The following is a 21,268-nucleotide window of genomic DNA, read 5'->3' on the forward strand; positions in this document are numbered from 1 at the left end:
GATTTGGTTAAAATATACAACTATATATGAACTCTTTTTACAATTTCATTTGTAAGTCCACCAATCACTACACCGGCAGCCACACCTGCCACTAACAGTGCCGGTGTATATACGAATACACTTGCATTATTTACGATCAGCATGGCAATGATCAGCTGACCGATATTATGAGAAACACCTCCTGCAACGCTGACTCCGATCAGGCTGAAGGAGGTGTTTTTCAGCATAAGTGTCATAACTGTCATACTAAGCGCAGCGCCTGCCAGACTGTACAGGATACTGAACAGATTTCCGAACATAAATCCGATCACCAGAATGCGGACAACAGAAACCAGAGCAGCCTCCCTAAATGAATATTTCTTCAAAATAAAAAGTACTCCCAGATTGGCAAGCCCAAGTTTAATCCCCGGAATCCCCGCAAAAACCGGAATCAGTGATTCCACATATCCCAGAATGATCGCCACAGCTGAAAAAAGCCCAAGGCAGGCTGTTTTTTGCTTCATAAATCTATTTTCTCCTCTCAAAAAAATCCAAAATGGAATTCTCAGAATTCTTCAGACATTTTAACACAGAAAAAATATTCCCGCAACCAAAAGTTAGATATAACTAATACTGATTTTTACTGAAAGCATTTATTGAGAAAAAATGACGAATATCCCCGGTGAAAAAGTGTGGATTTTTTCAGACAGACATGTTACTATTTTATAAGTTAGTGGTAGCTAATTTACATAATTACTGCTGACAGCATACCTATAGCAATTCTATATGAATATCTTTGGCAGAAGTCACTCCCTTTTGGTAAAAGTAAAATCCCTTTGGTTAATAAGTTGATTAACCCTCTGGTAAGAGTGATTCCGCAAAAAGAAAAATTTTAGAAGAGGAGAAAACCATGACAAACAAAAATCTTATGAAAAAGATAGCACCTGTTGTAATGAGTGCAGCAGTGGCAATGACCAGCATGCCATATGCAGTTCTGGCATCTGATTTTACAGACAGTGAGGTACTTGCAGACAGCACAGATTTCTCTGTTTCCGAAGAGTTTGCCGCCGAGGATGCGCAGGAAGAATTTACCACCGAAGATGTCCAGGATGCTTTTGCTGCAGAAGCACAGCAGGGCGAAGCCTATGTTCTTATGAACATCCCATATGATGATTTCTATAAGGCAGAACTGAAAAACAATGATGTAAAAGTGGATGCCTTTACATCTGCAACCCTTAATAAATCAAGAACTTCCGGAATGATGAACGGAAATTCCGCTTATCATGTAGACCCCAACGGAACCGATGTAACAGGTGTTACATTCCCTGTAAAAGTCAGTGATCTTTCCCTCCTGAAAGACCAGAAACAGGTAACAGATTCTGACTCTGTTACAATTACTGTGACAAACAGAGGACAGACAAGCAGCAATACCTATACAGGAAAAGATTCCCTGATTGAAAATGCCTCTTATTCTTATTACATTTTAAGCGAAACACCGTCTTATTACAAAGAACTTACTGTAAATGCAGATGGCAGCTATTCATTCTCAGCAATGAAAGGCGCTCAGACAAAGACAGTTGCAATTGATGCTACATTAAAAACAGAAACAAAATACGGTGATTATGAACTGGATCTGGACAAGGAAACTTTTTCATCACTGTTCGATACAACCACAGATAAGATTTATGGCGTAACTGTAAATACTACAGACGGAACTAACTATGGCCTGCGTCATCTGGAGAATATCTGGCACGGAAGCAAGCTTGCCTGGGGAACCGGATATACAACAGAAGTTCACGGATGCCCTGTTTCTTCTGCACATTATAAATCAATCATGGGAAAAACCATTGACAGCGTTACTTATTACACAGATAAGGGAATGATCACCTTTGATGTTCCGGATGTAAAGGTACAGACAACTACAGGAATCAAGGCAACAGTAGCAGATATTATGAATACAGACACATCTGCAGCAGTTACCTTTGACCAGACACTGCCTGCTGATTTCAAGGCACAGTATGCCGTAGACGGAACTGCGGTTTCCTGCACAGACGGAAAACTTGCTGTTGGAACTCTTGCGCTGGGAACACACAAGGTTGAAATTGCAGATGCCAGCGGAAACTACGCAGCTATTGTCACTGAATTTACAGTAAATACAGACAAAATGCCGGCTTCCTATGACAGTAACGAGACAAAGCTGGTTGCAGCAGAAGGCATTACTGCAGAAGAATTCTCTGCATACATTAAGAGCATCAGCAAAGTAAAAGTTGATGATACAGAATATGCCGCAACAGGAAAAGGAAGCAAAATCATTGTAAAAGAAGATGGAACTTTAGACCTCACAGATCTTCAGGTAACAGACACAACTGTATTTGAAATAACTGCTGTGGGATATAAGAATAATCTTACTTTTACTTACAAAGAAGTAGAAAATACATTTGAATTAAATACTTCTTCCAAGACTCTATATACAAAAGGCAGCACAAAAACCACTCTCAAAGTTACAACAAACCTTACCGATAAAATTACATGGGAATCTAGTAACACAAAAGTGGCTACAGTAAACAGCAACGGTGTTGTAACTGCTAAAGCAAAAGGAACAGCAGTGATCACAGCATCCTGCGGAGAATACAAAGTAACCTGCAAGATAACAGTTAAGAATCCATCACTGAAACTTACAAAAACTTCAGCGACTGTAAAAGCAGGAAAAACAACAAAAATTTCCGCAAAAGCAACCCCATCCGGAAAGATTACTTACAAATCCAGCAACACCAAGATTGCAACAGTAAGCTCCAAAGGCGTTGTAAAAGGAAAGAAAAAGGGTACTGCTAAAATTACAGTAACCTGCAATGGAGTTAAAAAAGTATTTACAGTAAAAGTAAAATAAATGATAACAGATCAATGATTCACACAATAAATGACCTCGGATTTTACTCCGGGGTCATCTTAATGAGAAAAAAACAACATTAGCAAAAGCCATTATATATAGATTTTTGGATACGAAAATGATATACTTCCAAAGTTAGTTGTGATTAAGTTTTGCTTCGCTCAAAAACAAATATCATATCCGGCAAAAATAAAATGAAAGAGAGGAAACAACGTGAATAATCAAAATTTTTATCTGCGTCTGATTGCTCTTTTGCTGATCATCATGGCGGTATTTTTCTATAATGGAACAGTAAAGGATAAAGAACAGACTCAGGATATTGCAGACCTGACTGCAAAAGTAGAGAGTCTGGAGAATCAGCAGGACCAGATTCTTACAGCATTACAGGAAACTTATGAAGAACAGAAAACAGCAGCAGAAAGTAAAACTTCTTCTGATGCCTCTTCAGAAGCTGATAATAAATCCGAAAAGGATTCTACAGATAATAAGGAAAATACAGACCAGGCAGATTCTGAAGAAGCCGATGACTCTGACAATGTATATAAGAATGGCACCTTCGAAGGTTCAGGAACAGGATACGGTGGAACGATCACTGTTCAGGTAACTCTGGAAGACGATACCATTACAGCAGTCAGTGTAGTCAGTGCACCGGGTGAAGACAGTGCTTATCTGTCACAGGGTGAGAATGTCATAAACAGCATCATCAGCGAGCAGAGCACAGATGTTGACACCATTTCCGGAGCAACTTTCAGTTCTACCGGTATCTTAGAAGCAGTAAATGACGCATTATCAAAGGCGGAAAACGCATGAAAAAGAAACAACGAAAGGTACGGCTGATCCGTGCCGCCATACAGCTTATATTTTTTATAGCAGCGCCATCTCTTTTTTCTACTGCATTTGCAGGAGTAAAATCTATCTTTCTTGCAATCGGAGGACAGCAGAGCGTAACCTGGAACTCCTTTCTGGATATCACGGCATTGCTGTTGATCATTACCATTCTGTTCGGACGTCATTTTTGCGGTTATGCCTGTGCGTTTGGCTCGCTGGGAGATGCTCTGTATGAGCTTACCGCATTTATTCGTGCGAAATGCTTTGGAAAAAAGAAAAAACATGGATATCCGGAGGAATGGGTGCACAGATTACAGAAAGTAAAATATATGCTTCTTACATTCCTGCTTCTCTCCTGCATAACAGGATTCTATTCTAAATTACAGGGAATGAGTCCATGGGATGTATTCTCCATGCTTACAACAGGCAGACTGCCAAAATCTACATATATTGCAGGAACAGTTCTGCTGATCCTGATCATGGTCGGAATGTGTACACAGGAGCGTTTCTTCTGCCAGTTTCTTTGTCCCATGGGAGCGGTATTTGCAATCATGCCGATCATCCCGGGAGCACTTTTCAAACGTAATCGTCCAAACTGTGCGCAGAAGTGCACTCTCTGTAAGAAGAGATGTCCGGCACATCTGGATATTGACGGCGATACTGCACATTCAGGGGAATGCATCTGCTGTCACGCCTGCACTGCAGTCTGCCCAAGAAAAAATATTCACACAGGCACTGTTATTGATAAAAATTAGCAATTACTAACTTATTGAGAAAATTTGATTAGTAAGAACTAACTATATTGGTAGACATACTATCCGTACAATGATATAGTCTATAGAGTTAGTTAACAACAACAATAAGAGGATAAGGAATCAGAAATATATGACAAACAGACGCTCTTTTGTGCTGGGACTTTTCATTACGGCATCTCTTTTATGCACATCCCGGACTGCATGGGGAAACTCTGAAATAAACACTTACACCAAAACAGACTTTGCTATGGACACTGTAGTATCAGAGACTCTTTACACAACAGGTGAGGATATCACAGCAGACGTAATCTCTGCATTAAAAGATGTGGAAGAGAACTGGATCTCTTGGACAAAAGAAAGTTCTCAGATATATCAGATCAATCAAAATGCCGGAAATACAACAACGGTATCTGATGAAACTGCCACCTGTTTAAAACCGGTACTGGATTTGTCGAAGGATTCTGACGGAGCCATGGATCCTACTATGGGAAGAGTGATCCGCCTGTGGGATATTGACGGAGAGGATCCGCACATTCCTTCGGATGATAAATTAAATTCCCTGCTTGAAAATGTAGGATATGACAAGGTGACTCTGGATGGAAATAAAGTTACCATGCCGGAAGGAGTAACCTTGGATCTGGGTGCGGCAGGTAAGGGAATCGGCTGCGATGCAGCAAAGAAGATTCTTGATGCAGATAAGAATGTATCAGGCATGATTCTGAATCTTGGCGGTAGCAGTGTTATGAGCTATGGAAGCAAACCCGACGGCTCAGCCTGGCAGGTAGCTGTCACTGATCCGCGGGATACAGAAGGTGATTACCTTGGAGTAGTTACTCTGAATGGTACTGAATTTTTATCTACTTCCGGAGATTACGAAAAATATTTTATAGAAGATGGTGTCCGATATCATCATATACTGGATCCTGCTACAGGATATCCTGCAAGAAGTGGTCTTACATCTGTGACGGTTGTGTGTGATGATGGTCTGAATGCGGACGGACTTTCCACTGCCTGCTTTGTACTGGGAAAAGAGAAAGCAGAGGAACTTTTAAAGAAATACAATGCAGACGGACTGTTCGTAGATGATTCTGATCATGTCTGGATGACGGAAGGCATGAAAGAAAGATTTCAATTACTGAAAGATACTTATTCCATCAGTGAATAGGCTTATCTTATATAAAGATCTCTGAACTGTCAAAACTTTCAGTTTTCCGGACAGTTTGGAAATATATTTATCGTTACTGTGAACAGTAACTATTTATCAAATCATATTCAGGAGGATTTAAAGGTATGCGCAAGGGAAATTTAATCAAAATGGCAGCTCCTGCAATTTTAAGTGCAGCAATGATGGTTTCAGGATTACCGGTTATGGCTGCGGATTTTACATCTGATGTTGCTGTGGAGACTGAAGCACAGGCAAATGAGTTTGATGCAGCAGATGACACTGCTGATGCTTTTGCAGGCGATGAGGAAACACCTTTTGTTGACGACCAGACAGCAGCAGAAGATGAATTCGCTGCAACAGCAGAAACAGGCTATAAATATGTCTATGCAGGTCTGACATGGGCACAGTACTGGGCGTCTGAGGGAGTTTACAATGCTGCAAATACAGCTTCCAATGCAACAAAAGACAGCCATGATGAACTTGACAAAGGCGGTTTCGATACAGTAACCAGAGCTACTGTAAACCATGGCCTGCACAGAGGAAGCTACCAGTGTGAGGCAATCATGTATGACAAAAACGGCGGTTCTTATGAGATTTCCTACTGGACCTCAGCAAACGATGCGGTACTCACTGACGGAACCACAGTAAAGCTGAACCAGCCGGAGAGAGGGCAGATCACAAAAGCTGACGGAAGTGTTGTAGAATTCGACCATTACAACGTAGTAGGTCTGAAATATGTGCCTGTCGCAGTAAAAGCAGAAGACTATGAAGCTTTCAAATCACAGTTCAAGGTTGTGGAAGATGGAAGTACAGTTGCCGGAGGATTTGGAGAAAACAATTTGCAGTCTTATAGTGCAGTTGCTGATGTTACCGCTGAAACAAACGGCTTAAAAGAAGCTGTAAAAGGTTCTGATGGAACATTCACATTCAAAGCAAGAACAAATGGTACTGGTTCCGGACTTAAAGATCAGGCACTCCAGACAGCATCCAATGTTACCGCGACAGTAAAAGAAGCAAGCGGAAGCTACGGTGAATTCTTAAGAGTAGATATTACCGGTGACGGATATGGAGCTCTTGGAGCTAAAATGTATGCTGTAAGATGGGATTACTACGGAAATGGTGACAAAGTTCTGGCATCTTACGGAACAAAATTCGCAGCAGATAACTGGATGCATAAAGCTATGGGAATCCAGCTTGGTCTGACAGATTCCTACCGTTGCCAGCTTCCAAAAGGAACAGACGGAACCGGAAAATGGAAAGTTACTGTATATGCAATGGGATATGCAGATACTGTATTTGAAGTTAATGCAACAGATGCAAACATTGTAAAACCGGAAGCAGGAGAAGCGGATACAACAGCATTAAAAGCAGCAGTAGAAAAAGCAGAAGCATTAAAAGAGACAGATTACACAGCAGATTCCTGGAAGGCAATGCAGTTAGAGCTTCAGGAAGCAAAAGATCTTCTTGCAAAAGAAAAACCAACTCAGGCAGAGGTTGATGAAGCTACAACTCATCTGAACACAGCCGTAGAGGCTCTTGTTAAAGCTGATACGAAGGTAACAGTCACTCTCAACAAGAAAACAGCTACTGTTTACAAAGGAAAAACAACTACACTGAAAGCAACTGTAACAGGAGCAGATGCATCAAAAGTTACATTTACTTCCAGCAACCCAAAAGTTGCAACAGTAAACAAAACAACCGGTAAAGTTACAGCAAAAGCAGCCGGAAAAGCTGTGATCACAGCTAAATGCGGCAACGTAAAAGCAACCTGCACAGTAACAGTTAAGAATCCAACTCTGAAGCTTACAAAAACATCAGCATCTGTAAAAGTTGGAAAGACAACTAAGATTGCAGCAAAAGCAACTCCATCCGGAAAGATCACATACAAATCCAGCAATAAGAAAATTGCTACCGTATCTTCCAATGGTACAGTAAAAGGTATCAAGAAAGGTACTGCTAAGATTACAGTAACATGCAATGGTGTATCCAAGACATTTAAAGTAACTGTAAAATAATCGGATTAATTCAGTGTGAGAATTAACTGATTCACAGACATAGAAAAGAAATCCTGTATTCCGGTCAAAAGGACAGGGTTTCTTTTCCTTGTAAAACATAAAATGACAGATATTCAGTGTGAAGTCGCGTAGTGAAAGTGGATAGTTTTGTCTGTTTAATTATATAACGTTTCTGGAAAATACAGAGGGGATAAGTCTTGAAATTTAACATAATGCTGTTAGTAGGAAATTTGCTATCTATATTTTCCAGAAATGTTATAAAAGAAGAGGAGAGGATTTATGGACAAGAATAATGAGCAGAAAAAAAATACGAATCCTGAAACAAATCAGAAACAGGATAATTTAAAGCCCTGGTTAAAGCTTCTTCCGGCGGCTGCAGTTTTTGCAGCAGTCTGTGTGACCTGTTATCAGACTGAAAAAAGCCCCGTAGAAACCGCTGTAGTTTCTAATAATAGTATTATGTCTACTGATGATATCAAAGAACTGATTGCAACAGGAAATACCCACGACGAAGTTTTACAGGAATCTTCTGCAAAAAGCAGCAAAGCATCAGCAAAAACATCAAAGAAAGCCAAAAAAGCCAGTAAGATAAAAACCGGCACAAAGAAAAATGCTTCTACCGGAGCCGCTGCAAATGGCAGCGCTGCCGGCGGAGGTGGTGCAGGAAGTACTGTCACACCAACTACACAAGTTCCGGCTGACGGATATGTGGATGGAACTTATACAGGCTCCGGAACCGGATTCGGTGGAACGATCACTGTGCAGGTAACTGTCAGTAATCATAAAATTGCATCAATCAATATTTTGGATGCCTCCAGCGAAACAGCTTCCTATTTTGCCAATGCACAGGGTGTAGTCAGCAGAATTATTTCCAGCCAGTCACCAAACGTAGATGCGGTGAGTGGAGCTACCTATTCCTCAAATGGAATTATCACAGCAGTCCAGAACGCATTGTCTCAGGCGATTCCATCAGGAAACCAGACAACAGCCACACCAACACCAACGCCGTCACCAAAACCTACAAAGAAACCAGTTCCAACACCAAATCCGGATAAAGAATCTCCATACAAAGATGGTACTTATACGGGAACTGCACAGGGTTACAGCGGAACGGTAACCCTGACTGCTAAGATAAAAAAAGGAATTATCAAATCTCTCGATGTAAAGCATACCGATACACCACAGTTTTTCCAGAAGGCATGGGAGGTTCTTGAAAATTCAATCATTCAGAATCAGTCCGCTGATGGAATCGACACTGTCAGTGGTGCGACCTATTCATCCAAAGGAATCTTAAATGCGATGAAAGATATCCAGAAACAGGCTGCCAAAACGAACGCAAAAGTAACTCCGACACCAGTTCCAACAGAAACTCCGAACGTTACTCCGACACCGGAAGCAACACCGACGCCAGAGGTAACACCAACTCCTGAAAACACACCCGCTCCGACAGAAACGCCTGAACCGACACCAACCCCAGACGAAACACCGGAGCCGACACCTGAACCGCAAGGACCGTATAAAGACGGAACATACTCCGCTTCAAGTTATGGCTATAGTGGAAGAGTAGAAGTAACGGTAACTATCCAGAACGGCCAGATTTCCTCTATTGAACAGAGCAACAGTGATTCTCCGGAATATTTCGACTATGCATGGGGAACACTTTATCCTCAGATCATGGGAAATCAGTCCGCTGATGGAATTGATACGGCAAGTGGTGCAACATTCTCATCTGAAGGAATCCTTGGAGCTGTTCAAAAAGCTCTTGCGCAGGCTCTTGCATAGAGATTGTAAAAATGGAATTTATGTGATATAATCACTGTTAGTGAATACCAACTTTTCTGAATCATTAAAATGGAGGATTCTATTATGATTAAAACAACTGTAAAAGTAGACGGAATGATGTGCGGAATGTGCGAATCTCATGTCAATGACGCAGTAAGAAAAGCTTTCCAGGTAGATAAAGTTTCATCTTCCCACAGCAAAGGCGAAACCACTCTTATCACCGATGCACCTGTAGATGAAGCCAGATTAAAAGCGACGATTAATGCCACAGGATATGAAGTAAAGGGAATTACCTCAGAGCCTTACGAAAAGAAAAAAGGACTGTTTTCATTCCTTCATAAATAAATCGGTAATTGCCAGGTTCATCAGGCAGTAACTCCTATACAAAACCGGACATGAATTTTGATAGTATCAAGATTCTTTGTCCGGTTTTTTGTAACTTTTTTATAGCTTTTTGTCGATAAATCTCGAATAATGGCGTCAAAAAGTCTGATAATTTCATAAAAATCGGTTGTGACTTTTGTGCAGTTATGATACACTAAATGCAGTTAAGAAATTGATAGAAGATTACAATCTGGAGACGAAATAATGAAAAGAAAAATAGAAATTGTCTGCTGGATTTTATTTACCATATGTTCTGGTGTTTGCTTTTTTGTCAACTTCATGAGCAAACCTCCTGTAGACGATACCCATACTTTTACTTTATATATGATTGGTGCCACAGTAGTATCTTTACTGTATCCGGTGTCCATGTTCATCCTTGGACTAAGAAATCGATATTTATATGATAAATTAAATGAAATCGCTGAAGAAAAAGAGGAAACCTTAAAGGCAAGGACATCCAGATCATCTGTTTCCACACCTGTATCCGGATACCCGGTACCTGACATAAATATCCTCGTCAGCGCTCTCACTTCTGAGCAGGAACTTACAGAAGAAGAGAAAAATTACTTGCTTGAATACATTAAGAAGAAATGACGTGATATCTAATGAAACTACTGACCTGTATGTCCATCTCAGGATCAATCCCCGTTGTGATCTGTTTACTTATGTACCTGATTCAACGCGCTGATTACAATTACACTTTAGGCAGAAGATTACTGATAACGGGTATCCTCTTTTATCTGATGCCTGTGCAATTGATAAAATATCTGATTCCAAAAGATGTATTTCCAACATCTATGCTGATCACAGATGAATCTCAGCTATATTTATCAGGTTCTTTGTCCTTCACTCCAGAAAGACAGGGTGAATATATATGGATGCCGCAATGGTTTGATATCATATCTAAAATATGGCTGGTAGCAATCATTATTTTCGCCATTTATCAAATCATCAGCTTCTGGAGAGGAGCTCATTCTATTCAGAATTATATATTTGATAAAGTAGAAGAATCAGACAATAACCAAGTATATTATCTGATTCCTGATGGAATCTGCGGACCATGTACAATCGGATTTTTCCGTCAGAAAATTGTATTTCCAGAGAGTTTCCCTATGTTACATTCAGAATATGACATGGTATATAAGCATGAACATTCTCATCTGAAAAATCACGACAATCTGGTAAAAGTATTATGCCTTCTGGTTTTGTGCCTGCACTGGATGAATCCGGTGGCATACCTTTTACTTTTCCTTTACATAGATACAGCAGAAATAGTCAGTGACAGCGCCGCCGTAGAGGGCTGCTTAAAGGAACGCCGCAAAGACTATGCCACACTGCTGGTAAACGAAGCCTCAACTCCGGACAAAAATCCGGTTATGTGGAAAAATAATCTTTTCAGCAATAAAAAGAAAAGCGGAAAGAATATGAAAATCTTAAAAAGGAGGATCAACTACATGATGAAGGAAAAGAAAAAAGGATTGTTACAGAGAGGGATTATGGTGGCTGTGTCTGCACTGACAATTGTTGCTGGAGCTGGAACGGTGTTGGCGTATGAGCCGATGCCATCGTCGGATAAGTCAGTTATTGATTTTGTGGCAGAAAATGAAGAGAATTCTGATATGCTTGATTTTAGTATGTCTTTTTTAATTTCAAATCTCAAGTTTACAGAAAATGACACTGTATTTTTTTACGAAGATGGGACTCAAATTTCTGAAAATAATACATTTTCTCCATATGCGCTTTGTACACACAGTATGGTTAATGGATACTTATCCAAACATAGTAAAAATAGTTCCGGTGGATGTACTGTAACAACTTATACATGTCAAAGATGCGAAAAGTGTGGATATTTAGCAAATGCCAAATATCATGCAACGACAACTTATGCAAAATGCCCTCATTAATATATCTCTCCAATATTATATAACATCTAAAAATAGCCAAAGGTCAAGTATTATTTTATATTAAATAGTACTTGACTTTTTGATTTTTCTGAAATATTTTCTCAATATACTCTAAATATAATACTTGCATTTTATAAATAGTTAGTATATACTAACTATTAGAGTTAGATAAAATAAACTCTCGCGTGAATCAATCATTTAAACTCCATCCGAAGTCTTGCTGAAATCTTCGGAATCTTGAATCACATCTGCATTTTCATTAATACCGCGGTCATGCTGAAGCCGTTTACCAGATATGATTCATCTGCATACAGCCCATATAGCCAATGGCCTGTTGCACTTTGGTACATCTTTTTCCAAATAGCTATATTCTTGTATCTCGCGCATTGCATGGATACGGCTTTTTAGAAATGATGTACCAGGAGTTTAACCGAATCAAGCAAGTCCCTTGCTTCAATTTTGAATAGCAATGGATGGGGACTTGCTTGATTCGGTTATGAGCAAGTAGCGGAAGCGGATTGCGAATATCCGATTGAATGTAATATCAGAAAGGGGATTTATCATGTACTTAGAAATTGAGAAAGTAGTAGGAAGAGAAATTCTGGATTCCAGAGGAAATCCGACAGTCGAGGCAGAAGTATATCTGATGGACGGCACTGTTGCAAGAGGAACAGCTCCAAGCGGTGCTTCCACAGGTGAATTTGAAGCTCTGGAATTAAGAGATGGAGATAAAGCTCGCTACCTTGGAAAAGGTGTACAGAAAGCAGTAGAAAACATCAACACAACGATCAATGAAGCAATCGAAGGCCTCGATGCCAGCGATATCTACGCTGTAGACGCAGCCATGATTGCAGCAGACGGAACAAAGGATAAATCCAAACTGGGAGCAAATGCAATTCTTGCAGTATCTATTGCATGCTGCAGAGCAGCCGCAGCGTCCCTTGAAATTCCGCTGTATCGTTTCCTTGGCGGTGTATCCGGAAACCGTCTCCCGGTTCCGATGATGAACATTGTAAACGGTGGATGCCATGCATTATCCTCTGGGCTGGATGTACAGGAATTCATGATCATGCCAGTCGGTGCACCATCCTTCAAAGAATGCTTAAGATGGTGTGCAGAAGTATTCCACGCACTTGCTTCTATTCTGAAAGAACGCGGACTTGCTACTTCTGTAGGTGATGAAGGTGGTTTCGCCCCTGCGCTGAAATCTGATGAAGAAGCAATCGAGACAATCCTTGAAGCAGTTAAGAAAGCAGGTTATGAGCCAGGCAAAGATTTCAAGATTGCGATGGATGCAGCTTCCTCCGAATGGAAGAGTGAGAAAGGCAAAGGCTACTACAAACTTCCGAAAGCCGGAACAGAATACACAGCAGAAGAACTTATCGAGCACTGGGCTAAATTATGCGAGAAATATCCGATCATTTCCATCGAAGACGGACTGGATGAGGAAGACTGGGAAGGATGGCAGAAACTTACCGCAAGACTTGGCGATAAAGTACAGCTTGTCGGTGATGACCTGTTTGTTACAAATACAGAGAGACTTGCAAAAGGTATCAGCCTCGGTGCAGGCAATGCGATTCTGATTAAATTAAATCAGATTGGTTCTGTATCAGAAACATTAGAAGCAATTAAAATGGCTCATAAGGCTGGCTACACTGCAATTTCCTCTCATCGTTCCGGTGAGACAGCAGACACAACAATTGCAGACCTCGCAGTAGCACTGAATACCTGCCAGATCAAGACCGGCGCGCCAAGCAGATCTGAGCGTGTTGCAAAATACAATCAGCTTCTCCGTATCGAAGAAGAACTCGGCGCAAGCGCAGTATATCCTGGAATGAAAGCATTTAATGTAAAGCAGGACTAAATAATTTACTTCCATAATAATAAGTCAAAATAAACAAAATGCATTTCTGAGAGAATCACTTCCCCGGAAATGCATTTTGTTCATTTTTCTCTAAGAATACTTATTCTTTAACAAAATCCCGCAAGCGATAAAAAACAGGCTGCAGATTCAACCGCAGCCTGTAATATTTCTTATATAAAATTACCTTTCATCAAAAGCAACAAAATCTGTATGATGTCCCACATACTTATAAGCCGGACGAATGATCTTATTCGCATTAATCAGCTCTTCCAGACGGTGAGCACTCCAGCCAGGCATACGTGCGATGGCGAAAATCGGAGTAAACAACTCTTCCGGAATGCCAAGCATGCTATATACAAATCCACTGTAGAAGTCTACGTTAGCGCAGACATTTTTGAACAGTTTTCTATGCTCCATAATCAGTTTTCCGGCAATTCCTTCAACTTTGTCGTAGAGATCAAATTCCTCCGTCATTCCTTTCTCCTCAGCCAGTGCCTGAGCAAAACGTTTCAGAATCACTTCACGAGGATCAGAAAGCGTATAGACCGCATGTCCCATACCATAGATCAGTCCTGCATGGTCAAATGCCTCTTTATTCAGAACTTTCTGAAGATAATCAACAATCTCATCTTCATTATCCCAGTGCTCTACATGTGCCTTCAGATCTGAGAACATATTCTGAACTTTCAGGTTTGCACCACCGTGACGAGGACCTTTCAGCGATCCGATTGATGCAGCAGTGGAAGAGTAAGTATCTGTACCTGAAGAAGTTACTACATGAGTTGTAAAAGTAGAGTTATTACCACCGCCATGCTCAGCATGAAGAATCAGCGCAATATCCAGAACTTTTGCCTCCAGTTCTGTATATTTTCCATCCGGACGAAGCATAAGAAGGATATTCTCTGCAAGGGAAAGTCCTCTCTGTGGATTACGGATAAATAAAGTATCATCCTTACGGAAATGGCGATATGCATGATAAGAATATACTGCAATCTCAGGAAGTTTCGCGATCAGTTCCAGTGACTGGCGAAGTACATTCTCAGGAGAAATATCTTCCGGATTATCATCATATGTATAAAGTGCAAGGACACAACGCTGCATAGCATTCATGATATTGGCATTCGTTCCTTTCATAACTACGTCACGGACAAAACGACCACCCAGATCTTCCATATCAAACATTACATCCAGAAATCTGGAAAGTTCATCCTTATCCGGAAGCTTCCCAAAAATCAAAAGATAGATAGTTTCTTCAAAGCCAAAACGTCTGCCCTTCAGGCCGCTGATGATATCCTGTACGTTAATTCCCTGATAGTATAAACGACCATCAGCCGGGATCTGTCTTCCGTTGATCAGATTGTAGCCGTTGACATCAGAAATTTCTGTAAGACCTGTAAGGACACCCTTACCTGCGGAGTCACGCAGACCTCTTTTTACATCATATTCTACATACAGATTGGGATCAATATGATGATTCTTGAGCAGTTCCTGTTCAAAGAATCTCATTCTTTCACGAAGCTGTTTGGAGTCTTCCAGACTCATCATTTCATGTTTTTCCATAATATCTTTCCTCATTTCCCCAGTTATTATGCAGGTATTTCTGCTAAAAAACACTGATACAGTGAAGAGCGGATGCATCCTTGCGATCAGTGTTTTAGTATGACGAACATTTGTATTTATACCTATTTAATGATTGTACAGGAAAGTAGTGGGAAAGGCAAGCTAAAGATTGTATTTTTTTATATACAATCATATTAAAGTGCTAACGCTTTAAAATTCTACAGAACCAACAAGTATTTTCAGAAAAGAAATATGTATTACATAAATAAAATAGAATGGTAACATAAATAAGCCAAATGTGCTATAATAACCATGTTTATAACCCGTATTTGTATATTTATGTTTCTGTTAAGCAGGAAATTTGCCCTATATGCACATAACATATAATATTTCCAGTCCGAAAACAGATACATATATAGATATAGTTTAACAGGATTTACAGACAAGAAGTAAATGAAGAAGCAAATAAAGAAATACATATAAAAAGGAGTATATAAGAAATGTCAGAAAGAAAAATGAAACGAGTAGAAGACTCACTAACAGAACAATCTCACTTATTAATGCCTAAATGTCTTAACGCAGCCGGATATTTATTCGGTGGTCAGCTGCTTGCATGGATTGACGAAACTGCAGGAATTGTTGCCAAGCGCCATGCAGAGATGAACGTTGTAACTGTAGCAGTAGATAATATGTATTTCAAAGCCGGAGCAAAAGTAAATGATACCATTGTACTGATTGGACGGCTTACTCATGTCGGGCGATCTTCTATGGAGGTACGTATCGATACCTACTGTGAAGCTCTTGACGGAACAAGAACCATGATTAACCGCGCTTACTTCACAATGGTCGGAACAGATGAACAGCAGCATCCGGTAGAAGTTCCGGGACTTATCATTGAAGGAGTTACCCAGCAGATTGAGAATGAAGCAGCACAGAAACGTGCCAAACTCTGGAAAGTCCGCAGACATGAGGGATTTTAACCGAATCAAGCAAGTAGCGGCAGCGGATTGCGAATATCTGATTGACCCAGATCAACCAGGTTGCCAAAACAGATTATGGATTATTAAATTGGTAAAAAAACTGGTATGGAACAGAATTTCCGGCAAGTATGGTAGTAGGATATATAGATGTAGCCCGGGGCGGTTCTTCTGTAACCAGAAATACCTGATTTATTTATTCCAAAAACAAACGGATTTCCAGAACCCTAGAAGATTTTATCACCTATATAGAACGGGACGCAAAGGAAGTTGAAGGGCATTAATCAAAGATTCAATAAAAAAAGAGAACCTTACACGATCAAAAGATTGTGACAGGTTCTCTTTTATTTATAAATTAAAGTTTTTTAGTAGCATTTGCTACATGGACCATACCCCATGGCTTCTGCCTCTGACTGAGTAACCTGTCTGGCTGTATCAGGATTCATTCTTCCACAATTCGGGATACTATGATATTTTTCTCCGGTTGCAGGTATCCATACCATTGCGCCTGTTGCCGCAGAAGAATCTTCCTGCACAGAATTCTGCTCAGAAACTGTTGTTTCTTCATGGTATGATATTCCGTCGGATGATAAGTCACCAGATGAATTTGCGGATGAATCTCCGGAAGAATAATCATTACAAGGATTCTGAGACCAGTTGATCGTTGTTCCGTCAGATACCGCAATAATAGTTCCCTGTTTATCTGTACGAAATACAGGAATTTCCATATCCGATAACCGTCCCATTGTCTCTGCTGATGGATGATTATACTGGTTATTCACACCGCAGCTTATCACCGCATAAGACGGAGAGGTTGCCTCGAGGAAATCCCATGTGGTTGAACTTGCAGAACCATGATGTCCAATAGAGAGTACATCACAGTCAAGGTTCATTCCTGTACTGATCATATCCTGCTCACTAGTTTCTTCCGCATCACCGGTAAAAATAAAGCTGTTTGAACCATTTTCCAGTTTGATCACAAGAGAGTTATCATTACTATTCTGGCTGATACCACTTGGAGCCAGGACAGTAAAACTTCCGGTACCAAAATCAAATGTATCACCGACAGATGGATACTGTACAATAATCGCATTTGCAGTAGCCGTATTCATAAAGGTGTTAAATAAATTAGAAGTATGTACGTAATCCGATCCTAAGACGTTACTTACTTCGAAAGTATTTAAACATGGAATAAGACCTCCGAGATGATCCTCATCATAATGAGAAGAAATCATATAATCAATCGTCTGTACATTTTGCTGTTGTAAGTATGATACAACTTCATCTGCGTGGTTCTGATCACCACCGTCGTATAACAGGTTTTGTCCTCCGGACTGCACCAGAATAGCATTTCCCTGTCCGACATCCAGAAAATGAACTGCCATTTCTCCGTTTGTTTCCGCAGTTACTGTCAGCGCTGCCTGAGGTGCTAAAGTAAACAGCAAAAGAAACAGCGACAAAAACAAGGATATCAATTTGTTTTTTCTCTTCATAAGAAAGTCCTCCTAAGTATTTATAGCAATATGATTATACCACTTATTTTATGCAAATCATATTCCACAGATAAAAAAGGCTATAACGACATTCTTTTATGTTACTGTTCACTGCGTTCTCAGTAACACGCTTCGCGATGCACAGAATTTATGCTATTCGCTACAATAATACCAGGAAGTATAACAGTTCAGCAGCTTATCTCACAGAAATTACAGTCTGTACATTACTTACAGGATAACATTTACTGAACAGTTATTTATAAAGTCACTCATTCAAAAAGACTAACAGAAAAATGTACGGAAAAACTCAGGAAAATACATAGATTTTCCTGCTGAATTACATCGAAACCAGCATCCTTGTATCAGGAGGGGTACAAGCCCCTCCTGATAAACTGCGAAGCAGTTATTCGGTTATGAGCAAGTAGCGGAAGCAGATTGCTTAATTCGGTTAAATTTTTCTGTTCCTATCGTTCTTTCTTCTGGTTCTTCAATTCATCAATCAGTGTTTGTACAAATTCCGCTGTCTCTTCCCCACTGTAGAGCCCACTGTCATCCAGGCTGGAGAGATAATCCAGAAAAGTAGTCAGAATACTGGACTCATTGATGATCAGACAGGTCGTCCGGTTATGAATATTGTTAAATAACATATATCCAAAGGTACTGTTTACGCACAAATGCAGATTATCAGAAAGCTGATTTAACGGCTTCTTAAGCAGACGGTAATTGCCATTTTTGCAGCATGGAAGAATACGGCATAATAAGCGGATTCTTTCCGATACAGTAAGCGGCCTGTAAAAATTATCCGGTATTTCTTTTATCCGGCCTTTTTCAGCAAAGTCAGCAAGACCTCTTTTCGTAAAATAGACATTCGCCAGACCATTTTCCATTTTTGACTGATTCACCTGGAGTAATGCCGTCATCTTTTTAATAGCATTATCCCTGTCGGGAAATTCCGGTATGATTGCCTGGCTAAGAAGCTGTCTGTCAATAAATGGAACCATACAGGCTTCCGGCTGTAATACGTAGTTTGGTGTCTCTGTATACACAGGACTGTTGAAATCATTTTTATCCATTGACAGATATTCCGTAGCCAGAAATAGCGGCTGGCATTTATCCTGATAAGAATCATACAGACTCCAGAGCATGGAAACCACCGCAGGATCTCTGTAAAAAATCCCTCTTGTATAATCAGAATTACAGGTAATTACATATTCTGATGACAAAATCATACAGGAGAGACCATTCATGCTGTAATAATGTGCAAAAATATCCTCATAGAAATAATACGGATGATAGTCCATACTTGAAAAATATAACGGAAGTATTTTATTTAAATACATCAGATTATAAATCTCATGATTCTCTGTCATCTGGTTTGTTTTACTCATACAAAATGTATGTTCAATTTTCAGATGTCCGGCAGGTTTCAAACTGGAAAGCATATTTAACAGAAAACCATAATCCGGCTGCAATAAAAGCGCAATTTTGCCGGAAGGCTTCTGTGTTTCCGAAGAAATCATATAGTGCAGCAGATGGTTTAACTCCAGATGAGTAGAGACTACTGTGCAATCAGACGTATTTACCGGAGTCTGGATATCTGTATCTGTTTTATAATCATTCTCATCCTTCATCTTCTTCAGATCGTCCAGAAACAGAACCGGTTCTCCGGAGAAATTTCTGGGGAAGTTCATGAGATATTTTTCTGTGTATTTTCGCTTATAATAAAGATCTTTTCCCAGTTTGGAGATCAGATAAGCCTCCTTAAATTTACGATATTCTACGGGAGTAAGATGAAGAAATTCTGCAATTTTCTGGAATACTTCCATGGAAGTCGGATTTCGTTTTCCATTTATAATCTTATACATGGTAGAACGGTCAATGTTACAATATTCCAGAAGAGAGTAAACTTTGATTTCCTTTTCATCAATATAGGAACTAAGCAAATCGGAAAATTCAGACATAAATTAAACACACCTCAATATATTTCATTTCGGGTGACAGCTCAATATTATATGTGAAAACACATCTCCATCCACTGTTTATTGCTCTTTGCAATTGAAGCAGGAGGCTTACTTAATTCGGTTAAGTAGTCACTGTCACCAATGTATTAACTATACCATTTTTTGACCAAATGTAAAAGACGAAATGAGTTACATTTTTGTAAAAAAAAGTTTTCTGAAACAATATAGAGGTAGATTCAAAGTCTGCTGATACTGATATCTATGTTCGTTTTGTCAGAATCAAAAAACAGGTTGCTGAATAGACATAATCTATATTATAATACAAGCATAAGAAACTGAAATTTACAAAAATGAACAGCTTATACTTATATTGGTCTGGTGTACTATCCATCAGGATGATTTTATTTCATACGAAGGGAGCATATAGAATGGATTGGAATTTAAAGATTACAGATATGGCAGGTGCTACACCAGAACATTCATCAGTTATTGTCAATTTTGTGGCTGCGGTCAGATACCAGTTAAAAAACAGCACTTGTTATGTTTATTCCGATAATGTACAGTACCGTTTTAAAGATGCTGACGGAAATAATAAGATTGTCATTCCTGATGCTTCTATAAACTGTCGCACTAAATCCAGGAGAGGGAATACATTTACAGATGACCCACGCTTTGTTATGGAAGTGTTATCTCCGTCAACTGAAAAATATGATCGTACAGAAAAGATGGAATTATATGCTCAACAGGAGATAGAGGAGTATTGGATTGTTGATTGGCGTACAAAAACAATAGAGATTTATGAACTGGACTATGATGAGAATGATATTCCCCAATATTATCTCTGGAAAACTATTAGCGAAGAAAACAAGGATGAATTAAGATTGGTTCATTTTCCCAATATTAAGATAACCTTTGAAGATCTGTTTGATGAGATTGACTATTAAGATATAGTATGGAATTGTAGGAGGTGATAACATGCCATTGCTGAAAGAGGAATATAGAAAAGAAGAGAAGATTAATGGTGTAATCTATGATATGTCACCATCACCAAACTATCAGCATGGGATTGTAGATGGTAATATTTATCGAATCATATCAACTGGTTTACAGGGAACACTGTGTTTGGCATTTATGGAGAATCTGGATTATAAATATCATGCACAGGAAAGTAATGATTATGTGATACCAGATGTGATGATTATATGTGACCGTAAACATTTGAAAGGTGGTTCTTATACTGGTACACCAAGATTTATTGTGGAAACTCTTAGTCCTGCAACAGCATTGAGAGATATGACTGTGAAGAAAGAAATTTACCAGGCAGCAGGGGTAGAAGAGTATTGGATCATCTCATCGAAAGAAAGAGCAGTACAGATTTATTATCTTGAGGATGGTAAATATGATTTGAAGTATAGCTATATCTTGCAGGATGATCCAGAAGAAGAACATTATAATGCAGATACAGTGGTAATACTGAAAGATTTTCCGAAAATCTCTATGACATTAGCAGAGATGTTTGAGAATGTAGAATAATCACAACTTAATATGAGACAGTATGAAAGCCTCCTGGAGTTAATCTGGGAGGCTTTGGTAATGTGGATGCTATAGTAATGGCTTAATGTCTCCAATGGAATTGTACAGAAATGGATTGGCTTGCTAATATATATTTGCTTATTTAACCTGCCATATACTTTGAGATAAAATTTCTCAAAAG

At 39.5% G+C, this 21,268-nt stretch carries 17 protein-coding genes; 13 read left to right on the plus strand and 4 right to left on the minus strand.

Translation table 11 applies throughout. The features are described from left to right. Nucleotides 1-20: 20 nt before the first annotated feature. Entirely contained in the window at nucleotides 21-503 is a 483-nt protein-coding gene (locus tag WKT11_RS03740) for a Gx transporter family protein (RefSeq protein WP_117674514.1), read from the minus strand. A gap of 386 nt (nucleotides 504-889) precedes the next feature. Here WKT11_RS03740 and WKT11_RS03745 point away from each other — a divergent pair, with 386 nt between their 5' ends. The 10 genes from WKT11_RS03745 (at nucleotide 890) to eno (ending at nucleotide 13,563) form a co-directional block, all read left to right on the plus strand. Beyond that, on the plus strand, nucleotides 890-2,866 hold the full coding sequence (locus tag WKT11_RS03745) for an Ig-like domain-containing protein (protein WP_117674513.1): 1,977 nt from the start codon (nucleotides 890-892) through the stop codon (nucleotides 2,864-2,866). A gap of 213 nt (nucleotides 2,867-3,079) precedes the next feature. Further along, nucleotides 3,080-3,676 (plus strand): FMN-binding protein, encoded by a 597-nt coding sequence (locus WKT11_RS03750; RefSeq protein ID WP_117674512.1) that lies wholly within the window; start codon nucleotides 3,080-3,082, stop codon nucleotides 3,674-3,676. Next, a complete protein-coding gene (locus WKT11_RS03755; RefSeq protein WP_118629140.1) occupies nucleotides 3,673-4,449 on the plus strand; it encodes a 4Fe-4S binding protein in 777 nt (258 codons plus the stop codon). Before WKT11_RS03750 ends, WKT11_RS03755 begins: the two co-directional genes overlap by 4 nt. 130 nt (nucleotides 4,450-4,579) lie before the next feature. Continuing rightward, nucleotides 4,580-5,614: an FAD:protein FMN transferase gene (locus tag WKT11_RS03760; protein WP_340282635.1), complete on the plus strand. Its 1,035-nt coding sequence runs from the start codon at nucleotides 4,580-4,582 to the stop codon at nucleotides 5,612-5,614. A gap of 125 nt (nucleotides 5,615-5,739) precedes the next feature. Further along, the gene (locus WKT11_RS03765; protein WP_117674510.1) at nucleotides 5,740-7,629 is read left to right on the plus strand and encodes a penicillin-binding Tp47 domain C-containing protein; all 1,890 of its coding nucleotides are present in this window, start codon (nucleotides 5,740-5,742) and stop codon (nucleotides 7,627-7,629) included. A gap of 279 nt (nucleotides 7,630-7,908) precedes the next feature. Beyond that, entirely contained in the window at nucleotides 7,909-9,411 is a 1,503-nt protein-coding gene (locus tag WKT11_RS03770) for an FMN-binding protein (RefSeq protein WP_118609414.1), read from the plus strand. Nucleotides 9,412-9,495: 84 nt separating this feature from the next. Further along, nucleotides 9,496-9,756 (plus strand): heavy-metal-associated domain-containing protein, encoded by a 261-nt coding sequence (locus WKT11_RS03775; protein WP_117674508.1) that lies wholly within the window; start codon nucleotides 9,496-9,498, stop codon nucleotides 9,754-9,756. 243 nt (nucleotides 9,757-9,999) lie between these two features. Next, nucleotides 10,000-10,389, plus strand: a complete 390-nt coding sequence (locus WKT11_RS03780) for a hypothetical protein (protein ID WP_119244008.1) — start codon at nucleotides 10,000-10,002, stop codon at nucleotides 10,387-10,389. Nucleotides 10,390-10,460: 71 nt separating this feature from the next. Continuing rightward, complete coding sequence (locus WKT11_RS03785) at nucleotides 10,461-11,699, plus strand: M56 family metallopeptidase (protein ID WP_445291925.1); 1,239 nt, start codon at nucleotides 10,461-10,463, stop codon at nucleotides 11,697-11,699. A gap of 559 nt (nucleotides 11,700-12,258) precedes the next feature. Next, complete coding sequence (eno, locus tag WKT11_RS03790; protein ID WP_117674665.1) at nucleotides 12,259-13,563, plus strand: phosphopyruvate hydratase; 1,305 nt, start codon at nucleotides 12,259-12,261, stop codon at nucleotides 13,561-13,563. Between the two features lie 180 nt (nucleotides 13,564-13,743). Here eno and WKT11_RS03795 read toward each other — a convergent pair whose 3' ends face one another. Beyond that, the gene (locus WKT11_RS03795; RefSeq protein ID WP_117843755.1) at nucleotides 13,744-15,123 is read right to left on the minus strand and encodes a citrate/2-methylcitrate synthase; all 1,380 of its coding nucleotides are present in this window, start codon (nucleotides 15,121-15,123) and stop codon (nucleotides 13,744-13,746) included. Nucleotides 15,124-15,623: 500 nt separating this feature from the next. On the opposite strand from WKT11_RS03795, the gene WKT11_RS03800 reads away from it, so the two are divergent. Then, nucleotides 15,624-16,103: an acyl-CoA thioesterase gene (locus WKT11_RS03800; protein ID WP_117674504.1), complete on the plus strand. Its 480-nt coding sequence runs from the start codon at nucleotides 15,624-15,626 to the stop codon at nucleotides 16,101-16,103. A 362-nt stretch (nucleotides 16,104-16,465) separates the two neighbouring features. Here WKT11_RS03800 and WKT11_RS03805 read toward each other — a convergent pair whose 3' ends face one another. Continuing rightward, on the minus strand, nucleotides 16,466-17,593 hold the full coding sequence (locus tag WKT11_RS03805; protein ID WP_340282644.1) for a ComEC/Rec2 family competence protein: 1,128 nt from the start codon (nucleotides 17,591-17,593) through the stop codon (nucleotides 16,466-16,468). 464 nt (nucleotides 17,594-18,057) lie between these two features. Then, nucleotides 18,058-19,554 (minus strand): helix-turn-helix domain-containing protein, encoded by a 1,497-nt coding sequence (locus WKT11_RS03810; protein WP_117674501.1) that lies wholly within the window; start codon nucleotides 19,552-19,554, stop codon nucleotides 18,058-18,060. A gap of 428 nt (nucleotides 19,555-19,982) precedes the next feature. Between WKT11_RS03810 and WKT11_RS03815 the strand changes: the two genes are divergently transcribed. Then, nucleotides 19,983-20,498, plus strand: coding sequence for a Uma2 family endonuclease (locus WKT11_RS03815; RefSeq protein ID WP_117674500.1), 516 nt, complete (start codon nucleotides 19,983-19,985; stop codon nucleotides 20,496-20,498). Nucleotides 20,499-20,529: 31 nt separating this feature from the next. After that, the gene (locus WKT11_RS03820; RefSeq protein ID WP_117674499.1) at nucleotides 20,530-21,087 is read left to right on the plus strand and encodes a Uma2 family endonuclease; all 558 of its coding nucleotides are present in this window, start codon (nucleotides 20,530-20,532) and stop codon (nucleotides 21,085-21,087) included. The last annotated feature ends 181 nt before the right edge of the window (nucleotides 21,088-21,268 follow it).

The organism is Blautia sp. HCN-1074 (assembly GCF_037890165.1).
Lineage (GTDB): Bacteria > Bacillota > Clostridia > Lachnospirales > Lachnospiraceae > Blautia_A.